This is a genomic window from Salinibacterium sp. (assembly GCF_031364185.1).
Lineage (GTDB): Bacteria > Actinomycetota > Actinomycetes > Actinomycetales > Microbacteriaceae > Rhodoglobus.
This window is the reverse complement of sequence record NZ_JANLVV010000025.1, coordinates 1-9,347: the sequence shown is the minus strand read 5'-3', so window position 1 is coordinate 9,347 and position 9,347 is coordinate 1. Positions and strand designations below refer to the sequence as shown.

General features: G+C 64.0%; 10 protein-coding genes and 1 tRNA gene. 8 read left to right on the top strand and 3 right to left on the bottom strand.

Annotated elements, in window-relative coordinates:
• From obgE to RMN95_RS01475, 8 genes are all read left to right on the top strand, one after another.
• On the top strand, positions 1-1,259 hold a 1,259-nt coding region (gene obgE, locus RMN95_RS01510), incomplete at its 5' end, for a GTPase ObgE (protein WP_309615198.1).
• A 4-nt stretch (positions 1,260-1,263) separates the two neighbouring features.
• The gene (proB, locus tag RMN95_RS01505; RefSeq protein WP_397545219.1) at positions 1,264-2,040 is read left to right on the top strand and encodes a glutamate 5-kinase; all 777 of its coding nucleotides are present in this window, start codon (positions 1,264-1,266) and stop codon (positions 2,038-2,040) included.
• Between the two features lie 152 nt (positions 2,041-2,192).
• Entirely contained in the window at positions 2,193-3,479 is a 1,287-nt protein-coding gene (locus RMN95_RS01500; RefSeq protein WP_309615196.1) for a glutamate-5-semialdehyde dehydrogenase, read from the top strand.
• Between the two features lie 29 nt (positions 3,480-3,508).
• Complete coding sequence (locus tag RMN95_RS01495) at positions 3,509-3,703, top strand: hypothetical protein (RefSeq protein WP_309615195.1); 195 nt, start codon at positions 3,509-3,511, stop codon at positions 3,701-3,703.
• 62 nt (positions 3,704-3,765) lie between these two features.
• Positions 3,766-4,356: a nicotinate-nucleotide adenylyltransferase gene (gene nadD, locus RMN95_RS01490; RefSeq protein WP_309615199.1), complete on the top strand. Its 591-nt coding sequence runs from the start codon at positions 3,766-3,768 to the stop codon at positions 4,354-4,356.
• Positions 4,353-6,278 (top strand): hypothetical protein, encoded by a 1,926-nt coding sequence (locus RMN95_RS01485; protein WP_309615194.1) that lies wholly within the window; start codon positions 4,353-4,355, stop codon positions 6,276-6,278. The genes nadD and RMN95_RS01485 overlap by 4 nt, the downstream gene beginning before the upstream one ends.
• Positions 6,279-6,316: 38 nt before the next feature.
• Positions 6,317-6,697 carry a ribosome silencing factor gene (gene rsfS, locus RMN95_RS01480; RefSeq protein WP_309615193.1) on the top strand — a complete coding sequence of 127 codons (381 nt, stop codon included), beginning with the start codon at positions 6,317-6,319 and terminating at the stop codon, positions 6,695-6,697.
• Between the two features lie 119 nt (positions 6,698-6,816).
• A tRNA-Ala gene (locus RMN95_RS01475) sits at positions 6,817-6,890 on the top strand.
• 316 nt (positions 6,891-7,206) lie between these two features.
• Here RMN95_RS01475 and RMN95_RS01470 read toward each other — a convergent pair.
• From RMN95_RS01470 to RMN95_RS01460, 3 genes are all read right to left on the bottom strand, one after another.
• The gene (locus RMN95_RS01470; protein ID WP_309615192.1) at positions 7,207-8,403 is read right to left on the bottom strand and encodes an FAD-dependent oxidoreductase; all 1,197 of its coding nucleotides are present in this window, start codon (positions 8,401-8,403) and stop codon (positions 7,207-7,209) included.
• Between the two features lie 2 nt (positions 8,404-8,405).
• On the bottom strand, positions 8,406-8,597 hold the full coding sequence (locus RMN95_RS01465) for a ferredoxin (RefSeq protein ID WP_309615191.1): 192 nt from the start codon (positions 8,595-8,597) through the stop codon (positions 8,406-8,408).
• A partial coding sequence (locus RMN95_RS01460) for a fumarylacetoacetate hydrolase family protein (protein ID WP_309615190.1) occupies positions 8,594-9,347 on the bottom strand: 754 nt, incomplete at its 5' end. The genes RMN95_RS01465 and RMN95_RS01460, both read right to left, overlap by 4 nt.

Below are 9,347 nucleotides of genomic sequence, written 5' to 3'. Positions count from 1 at the left end.
GCCAGGGCGGACTCGGCAATGCCGCCCTTGCCACCACCCGGCGCAAGGCCCCCGGATTCGCCCTATTAGGCACGCCCGGCTTCGAGGGCGATGTGTTCCTCGAATTGAAAACGGTCGCGGATGTTGCGCTCGTCGGTTTTCCGTCAGCGGGTAAGTCCAGCCTGGTTGCCGCCATGAGCGCTGCCAAGCCGAAGATAGCCGACTACCCATTCACCACCCTTCACCCCAACCTTGGCGTCGTGGAATCAGGAGACACTCGCTACACGATCGCCGACGTCCCCGGATTGATCGAGGGCGCGAGCGAGGGTAAGGGCCTGGGCCTCGAGTTCCTGCGACATGTTGAGCGCTGCACCGCCCTGCTGCACGTGCTCGACTGCGCCACCCTCGAACCCGGCCGTGACCCCATCAGCGACCTTGACATCATCCTGAAGGAGCTTGCCGCATACCCGGTGCCGGAGGGCCAACTGCCGCTACTCGAACGAGAGCAGCTGATTGCACTGAACAAGGTCGACGTACCCGAGGGCCGTGAACTTGCCGACTTCGTCACCACGGAGCTGGAGGAACGCGGCTACCGGGTGTTCGAGGTGTCCGCGGTCTCTCGGGTCGGACTGCGCGAGCTGTCGTTCGCCCTGGCCGCCCTCGTCGAAGCCGACCGCGCGGCGAGGATCCTCGAGCCCGCGAAGCAGCGAATCGTCCTGCGTCCGCGCGCTGTCAACGAGAAAGATTTCACCGTGAGGGTCGAGGGTGGCTCGTTCGGAAACATATTCCGTGTGATTGGTGCCAAGCCCGAGCGCTGGGTCGCCCAGACCGACTTCACCAACGAGGAGGCGGTCGGGTTCCTCGCCGACCGACTCGCCAAGCTCGGCGTCGAAGACGACCTGTTCAAGGCGGGCGCCGTACCGGGCTCGACCGTGATGATTGGAGCGGGCGGGGGAGTCGTGTTCGACTGGGAGCCGACACTATCGTCGACGGCAGAACTCATCACCAGCCCGCGGGGCACCGACTCACGCCTCGATGACAACCAGCGCGACACCAATCGCAAGCGTCGTCAGACCTACCTTGAGCGAATGGACGCCAAGGCCGCCGCCCGCGCAGAGCTGCAGGCCGAGCGCACCGCGGGAATCTGGGTCGATGACGAGGGGTTTGCCGTCGACAAGTCCGAGCGTGGCGAAGATCTCGGCTCGATCGAGAATCGCTCCGACGCCCCATCCGGTTCGGCCCTCGCCCCACAGTCAGACCGTGCAGAGTCGCGTGACTAGCAGTGTGCGGTCGCGGTCCGACCTGCCCACCGCGCGACGCATCGTCATCAAAGTTGGTTCATCATCAGTCAGCGGGCCAAATGTCGGCCAGATCGCACCGCTCGTCGATGCCCTCGCGGCCGCGCACGGTCGCGGTTGTGAGGTGATACTCGTGTCGTCCGGGGCGATCGCCACGGGCATCCCGTACCTGAAACTTGATGGCAGGCCTACCGATCTGGCCACACAGCAGGCGGCGGCGGCGGTGGGTCAGAACGTGCTCATCTTCCGCTACCAGGAGAGCCTCGACCGATATTCGATTGTGGCCGGGCAGATCCTGTTGACGGCGGGGGACATGGAGAACCCGACGCACCGCAGCAACGCCCAGCGCGCCATGGAGCGATTGTTGGGGCTGCGCATCCTTCCTATTGTGAACGAGAATGACACGGTCGCGACCCAGGAGATTCGATTCGGCGACAACGACAGGCTGGCGGCGATGGTATCGATTCTCGTCAACGCCGACGTGCTTGTGCTGCTGAGCGATATCGACGCCCTGTACACGAGGCCGCCGGGGGAGGTGGGTGCGCTCAAGATAGAGAATGTAGAGTTTGCCGACGACCTTTCCGGGGTGACCTTCGGCGACATCGGCGCGGCCGGAGTGGGCACCGGTGGTGCTGGAACGAAGGTGGCAGCGGCGCGGATGGCCGCGGCATCCGGAATTCCCGTGCTGCTGGCGGCGGCCGGAAGTGTCTCACAGGCCCTCACCGGTGCCGACCTCGGCACCTGGTTCGAACCGGCACCGTAGCCCGCGCCGTCCCCGCGGCTCGACTGCCCTTTCGGAAATTCAGGAAATCAACCCCGGCCCGGGTGGATGACGCGTTCCTGGTACCGATCGAGACCTGGCCTAGAGCTGCTTTCCTGAATTTCCGAAGGCGGGCGCGGGCATAAACTTCAGCCATGGCCGAGACTCTCATCCCTGCGCCGGCGGTTGCCACGGCGCCCACGCTGACCGACAAGCTTGAGTCGGCGCGCGCCGCTGCCAGGCTCCTTGCCATCACGTCGACGAAACAGAAGAATTCGGCCCTGCGCGCCATCGCCGAGTCAGTGATGCGCAACGCTCCCCGAATTCTGTTGGCGAACGAACTCGATCTCGATCGAGGCCGCGATTTAGGCATGCCACAGGGGCTGCTCGATCGACTCCGCCTCGATGAGCCGCGACTTGAGGCCCTCGCCGCGGCGGTGCTGCAGATTATTGCGCTGCCCGATCCCGTCGGCGACGTCGTGCGGGGCTCCACACTCGAGAACGGGCTACTGCTCAGCCAGGTGAGGGTGCCGTTTGGGGTGGTCGGGGCCATCTATGAAGCTCGACCCAACGTCACGATCGACATTGTTGCGCTGACCGTGAAAAGCGGCAATGCCGTGGTGCTTAGGGGCGGTTCGGCTGCCGAAAACACCAATCGCGTGCTGGTGGAGGTAGTCCGGTCTGCGCTCGTGGAGTCGGGCATGCCGGTCGATGCCGTGCAGACGATCGACGAGTTCGGGCGGGAGGGGGCGCGGCAGCTGATGCGTGCGCGAGGCCTCGTCGACGTACTCATTCCACGCGGTAGCGCCGAGCTCATCAACTCGGTCGTCGCCGAGTCGACGGTGCCCGTGATTGAGACTGGTGCAGGTGTCGTCCACCTCTTCCTTGACGCCTCTGCCGACCTTGCTCAGTCCGTCGAGATTGTGCACAACTCGAAGGTGCAGCGGCCCAGCGTGTGCAACGCGCTGGAGACCCTGCTTGTGCATCAGGATGCGGCGAACAGACTGCTGCCTGCGGTTCTTGCGAAGCTCCATGAGTCGGGCGTGACGATTCACGGCGATGACCGAACGGTGCACATTTTTCCTGACGCAGTGCCAGCCACGGAGGTCGATTGGGGGACCGAGTACATGAGCCTCGATCTGGCGGTGCGGGTAGTGGATGACCTTGATCGCGCCCTCGAGCACATCCGTCGGTTTTCCACTCATCACACCGAGTCAATCCTGACCAACGATCTCGGCAGCGCGGAGCGGTTTCTTGCAGAGGTTGACTCTGCCGTCGTGATGGTCAACGCATCGACACGCTTCACTGACGGTGGCGAGTTCGGCTTTGGTGCCGAGGTGGGAATCTCTACTCAGAAGCTACACGCACGGGGCCCCATGGGGCTTGCGGAACTCACGAGCACAAAGTGGGTCGTGCGCGGTGCCGGCCAGGTTCGCCGTTAGTATTTAAGAGCCCATCCGAACGGAGAATCATGTCGCTGCTCGCCAACCTCGTCGCTGAGACCGAGGAACTCGCACCACTGCTGATGCCTCCGCTGGCGTTCGCGGGGGTCGCCGTCGGTGTTTTCGTCGCACTCGCTTTTGTGGTGTGGAGCTTCCGGGATGTAGCTAATCGTCAGGGACAGAAAGCCAACAGAGCTGGCGACTCACACGGCTCGGGCCACTAGGGCTTCCGCATCCCGTGGTCGAACCAGTTGTGGTGGCCGAACCGGCACAGGAGGCTGACAGGATTCAGCGCCGTGCTCGTATCGGCGTCATGGGCGGCACCTTCGATCCCATCCACAACGGTCACCTTGTCGCCGCCAGTGAGGTGCAGCAAAAATTCAACCTCGACGAGGTGATCTTCGCTCCGACCGGTGAACCGTGGATGAAAAAGACGGTCACTGAGGGCGAGCATCGTTACCTGATGACGGTCATCGCAACTGCGGCCAACCCGAGGTTCACGGTGAGCAGGGTCGACATCGATCGTGCAGGGCCGACCTACACGATAGATACCCTTCGTGACATCCGAAAAGCTCGACCGGATGCTGATCTTTTCTTCATTACCGGTGCTGACGCCGTCGCGCAGATCATGGAATGGAAAGACGTGGATGAAGTGTGGACACTGGCACACTTCGTTGCTGTATCCCGCCCGGGTCATCCCCTCACTATTAGTGGATTACCGCAGCAGGGCGTAAGCTCGCTGGAAGTGCCCGCGCTGGCTATCTCTTCCACTGATTGCAGAAATCGGGTAAGCCGGGGCTTCCCGGTCTGGTATTTGGTTCCCGATGGTGTGGTTCAGTACATCGCCAAGCACCATTTGTATCGGAGTATTTCATGACGACCTTCCACGAATCGCAGCCGCAGTCGCGGCGCGCGGCTCGGCAGAGCGAGCGCGACGAGAGCGTCGAACAGGCCGAGTTCACCGGGCAGCCGCCCGAGTCTGCAAAAGTGTATTCGCCCGAGGATTCCGGCGACGCCTGGAACGATGCGCGCACTGCGTCAGGTGCGGGTGAACCGGGCGACGAGGCACCCAAGGGTCGACGCGCGGCCGCTCCGGCTGGGCCGCCAGCGTTAGTCTCCGAGCCGCCGGTATTCACATCGGGGCAGAAGACTCCCGTTCCCAGCTACGACGGTCCCAGTTTTGTCAGTCGTGTTTCGTCGACGACCAGACCCGACGGCGATTCCCCGGTCACCGGTTCGAACGGTAGCGAATTGCGGGCGGATGAAGCGCACGGCGGCCAGGCTTTCCCGCCGACTCAGGCGCTTGCACAGGTTGACACGCCCGCGTACCGAGTGCGCGACTACAGTCCTGAGGGCCGACGCTCGGCTCCCGGGGTCCCGGCCACGACTGGACCGGACGTCGTTGGCGAGAGTCCGGAAGCTGTGCCCGGAGGTCCTGCCGGTGCCAGTGGATCCTCACCAACCCCCGCCAGCCCGGCCCCGTACGTCTTCCGTCCCGGGGCTCCGCGGCCCCAGTTCTTCGTGCCCGAGTCGGCGCTTGCCGACACGGTGGTTCCAGCGATGGTGCGTTCCGACAGCGCCGATCGAGCGGACAACGTCGCGACAACGCCGCACGAGAACGCGATAACACCGGATGGGAATGCGGCCGACTCCGGAGAGAGTGCACCGCACATCGTGGATCACTCCGTCGGTGAGCACCCCGTGATGACGCGCCGTGAATTGCGCGCACTCGAGGCACAGCGTTCCACCGAGCTCCAGCCGCCACCGGCGCTTCCCGAGTTCGCATCGGATGGTTCCCTCACGGGCGCCGCGGCGGCCGTATTCGTCGAGACGGATTTCGACGACGATAGCGCTGACGCTGGCGAGCCTGCGATTGTTACTCCGGCACTACCGCCGCAGCTCGTCGATCCAATCCTCGGCAATGGGCCCACGGTTTTGCACGCAGCGGCACCCGCAAGTGTGGACGATGTCGCGGCCGATGATGCCGCCGCAGTCGACGAGGTCCCTTTCGTCGAACCGACGCTGACCCCGTTCGACGCCCTGTTCAAGGTTCTTCCCGCCGAGCCGCGCTCCGCACCGGCGGAGCTGGCACCCATTATCGAAGAACCTGTCACGATCCCGGCTCCCCCCGTCGATGCGCTGCTCGCTCCTGCCGTTTTTGCGAAGTCCGACAGCGGAACCACCGAAGGCGTACCGAGCGTTTCCGCACCGTCCGAGAGCGTGCCGCAGGCAGACAAAGTCGTCGGATTCGCCGCCGCCCCACCGGAATCCGCTATCGGCGAGACTCCGCCAGCACAACCGAGTGCGGGTGCTCCCTCCCCGTGGAGTCCGCCCCTCGGTCACTGGTCCGCGCAGGATGATGTCGATGAGGATGCGCTGGTTGAGGGCAAAATCAGCCGCACCATTGGCAGTGGGATCCTGACCACCAACGCGCTGGTGCTTCCGACCGTGCCCGAGGGCACCGATATTCGGGGGCCGCTCACCGGTACGGGGGAGATCATGCTGACCGGTTCCGTAGATCTGCCACGCACTCTCTCGTCGACGGGCCAGACTGACCGGTTCGATGGCGAGAACATCGATGCGCTGTTCGACCTGAACGACGCTGAAGTGATTTCGACAGACTCATCCCCCGTTCGCGCTATTCGGGCGGTGAGTACGCATACCTCTGGGCATGGCGTCACCCACACGCAGAAGCCCAAGGGCACCAGGGCGCTGACCGGGCTGCTCATCGCAGCATCGTCATTGGCGGTGGCGGTAGCCGGATTGCTGGTCGCCGCTTTTGCCTTCAATATTTTCTAATTGCCTCCCTTGCCCACTCAACTTTTACTAAGGACCATGTGACTGCCTCTTCGCGCGCTCGCGAACTTCTGACTGTCGCGGCTCGTGCCGCCGATGCTAAACAGGGTGAAGACCTTGTCGCCCTCGATGTATCGGGCCCCCTTCCCCTCACGGACATTTTCTTCCTCGCGACGGGGCGCAACGAGCGCAACGTGCAGGCTATCGCCAGCGAAATTGAAGAGAAGATGCTCGAGGCGGGCGCCAAGACACTGCGCCGCGAGGGGCGGGCCGAAGGCCGGTGGATCCTGCTCGACTTTGGGGATATCGTCGCGCACGTCTTCCACGAGGAGGACCGCATGTATTACTCGCTGGAGCGACTCTGGAAAGACTGCCCGGCCATTGCGCTCGAACTGCCTGCGGCGAAGGCCGCCGAGCAGTAGGGGAGAGACCGGTCAGCGCTCGCTCCGGCTTGGCTGGCGTTCGGTTCATCCTGATTCGTGAATGTAGTATCCTTGGCAAGTTGCCTTCTCGCTCGCGGGAAGGCTTGGGTCGGTGGCTTGGGTCCATGGCGCAGCCCGGTAGCGCACCTGCATGGCATGCAGGGGGTCAGGGGTTCGAATCCCCTTGGATCCACCGAAAAGCCCCGGAATCATCACGATTCCGGGGCTTGTTTCGTGGGTCGTTGGCGGCATGTTGCGGTTCCCCGTCCACCCATTTCGGCCGATAACTCGCGCGGAGTGCGCGCGCCGCGTGGCGCTTTGTCGTTTATCATCCTGCAAGACCCGACAGTTATGTGGTCGCCGTCGCGAGGAACACGAACGCTGAAGCCCAGAAGTGTTGGCCTCATCCTGTTGTACAGCTTCTCGAACTCGGCCTTATCGCCGCGGTCGACGGCAAGCAGGCGTGCCTCGTGGTGGACAGCCCTTCCATTCGGGCGTGCCAGGGGCGCTCAGGCGCCCGCGGCAATCTGCTGCCGATAGGGCAGCAGTGCCGCCTTCAGGCCGACGCCCACCACCCCGACCATTACCCCGGCCCGAAAGTAGCCGATCGCGACCTTGCCCTGAAGGTCGCCTTCGAGAATGTGAGTGTCATCCGCAAGCCCAGGAAGCCCGTACGCCTGCAGCGCGACGTCGAACTGGTGAGACCAAAACGAGGGCATCGGTGCAAATTCGGTAGCGACGACGTCGGCGGAGGAGCCGTCATTGCGCAGGTGAGCGGCCAGCACGGCGCCAGCGCGTTTGCCGGTGTCGGTCGGAATGCTCCAATGCTCGATTCGCCGCGGTACGTGATCGAACATTGGGTTGGGAAAGCGTGCCACGTCTCCCACGACGAACACGTCCTGATGAACCTCGCCCTCCGTCGAGACGACACGCAGGGCGTTATCAGCGAGCACCCCGTCGCTGAGGTCGATCCCGCTTCCCGCGAGCCACTCGGTGTTGCAGTCGGAACCTATCGCTTCGACGAGCACATCGGCGCGGATCTCCCTCCCACCACTGACGATGACGTGGGTAAGTGAATCAACTCCGACCAGGCCGTCGAGTGAAGTGGATGTCACGAACTCGACGCCCTCGATTTCCAGTCGTCGCCGCAACTCTCCAGCAAGCTGCCTGCCGAGCGGGCGAACCATGGGCTCCTCACTCGGAGTCACCACGGTCACCGTGCACCCTAGCTTCGTCGCGGTGGCAGCCAGCTCGCACCCGAGGAAGCCCGATCCCGCGACGACAACTCGCGCTCCGGGCCGCAACTCGGCTCGCAGCGCGATGGCGTCGTCGAGTGAGCGAACCGCGTGGCGCCCGGCGAGGGGCGGCAAGTCCAGGCGTCGAGGCCGCAGTCCGGTGGCGATCACCAGGGCCGACCAACTCTGGCTCACGCCGAGCTGGGTGGTGACGGTGTGCGCCGAGAGATCAACCGACGTGACCGCCGAGCCGAGCATCCACGAGACATCGGCCACCTCTGCTCGCACCGGAAACGCGACGGCTTCGTGGCTCACCGTGGTCGAGAGCACGTCTTTCGAGAGCGGCGGGCGGTTGTAGGGAAGGTGCGTTTCGTCGCCCATCATCACCAGCGCTCCGCCATAGCCGGACTTTCGGAGTGCTTCTGCGGTGCGCAATCCTCCCATCGCGGCACCGACGATCACAACGGTCACGACTACTCCACGATGCGAATGGCCTGCATCGGGCACACGTCGACGGCCGATTCCACGTTGGCGCGTTCCGAGTCGTCTGCCTCGGCAAGGTACTCGAGCTTGTCGTCATCGTTCAGGTGGAAGATTTTCGGTGCCTCGAACACGCACTGCCCGTAGTGCTGGCATAACAGCATGTCGACAGCTATCGCGATCACGGCATCTCCTTGACTGTTGACGGATACAAATCTCGGGAGGGCGTGCGGATGCCGCGGTACTCCCAGTCGCCCCCCAGGGCAGTCGAGATGACTTCTTCGCTGTCGGTGGGCTGGGCGCCGACGTCCGTGCGGATGGCGACGGGCCCCGAAACGACATGGTTGCTGAGCGTGCCCAGCCCCTCGACCTCCACCTCGACGATGTCGCCGGGTTCCACGGGTCGGGAGAAGGCGGGCGTGCCCGAGAACAGCATGTCGCCCGGGCTCAGGGTGATGGTGCGGGCGATGTCGGCCACCAGGTAGTTCATGTCCCACTTCATCGCTGCGGTGGTGTCATCCTGGCGCACCACGCCGTTCACCAGCGTGCGCAGTTGCTTGCCACGGAAGTCCCAGTCGGTGACAAGTCCCGGCCCGACGGGGGCGAGCGTGTCGCTGCCTTTAACGCGCAGCATCGACCCGGCGTCGGTGTCGCGAAAGTCGTGCAATCCGAAGTCGTTGCCGATCGTGTACCCCGCGATATAGTCGCCCGCTTCGTGTGGTGAAACGTTTCGACAGGTGCGTCCGATCACGATGACGATCTCACCCTCGAAGTTCAGCCACTTGCAGCCTTCCGGCCGCACCACGGCGCCGCGGTGGCTGTTGATCGCCGACACCGGCTTCTGGAAATAGGTGGGCGCATCGGGAAGCTTCGTCATGAACTCCTCGGTGCGGCTCGCATAGTTGAGGTGCACCGCGATGATCTTGCTCGGCACG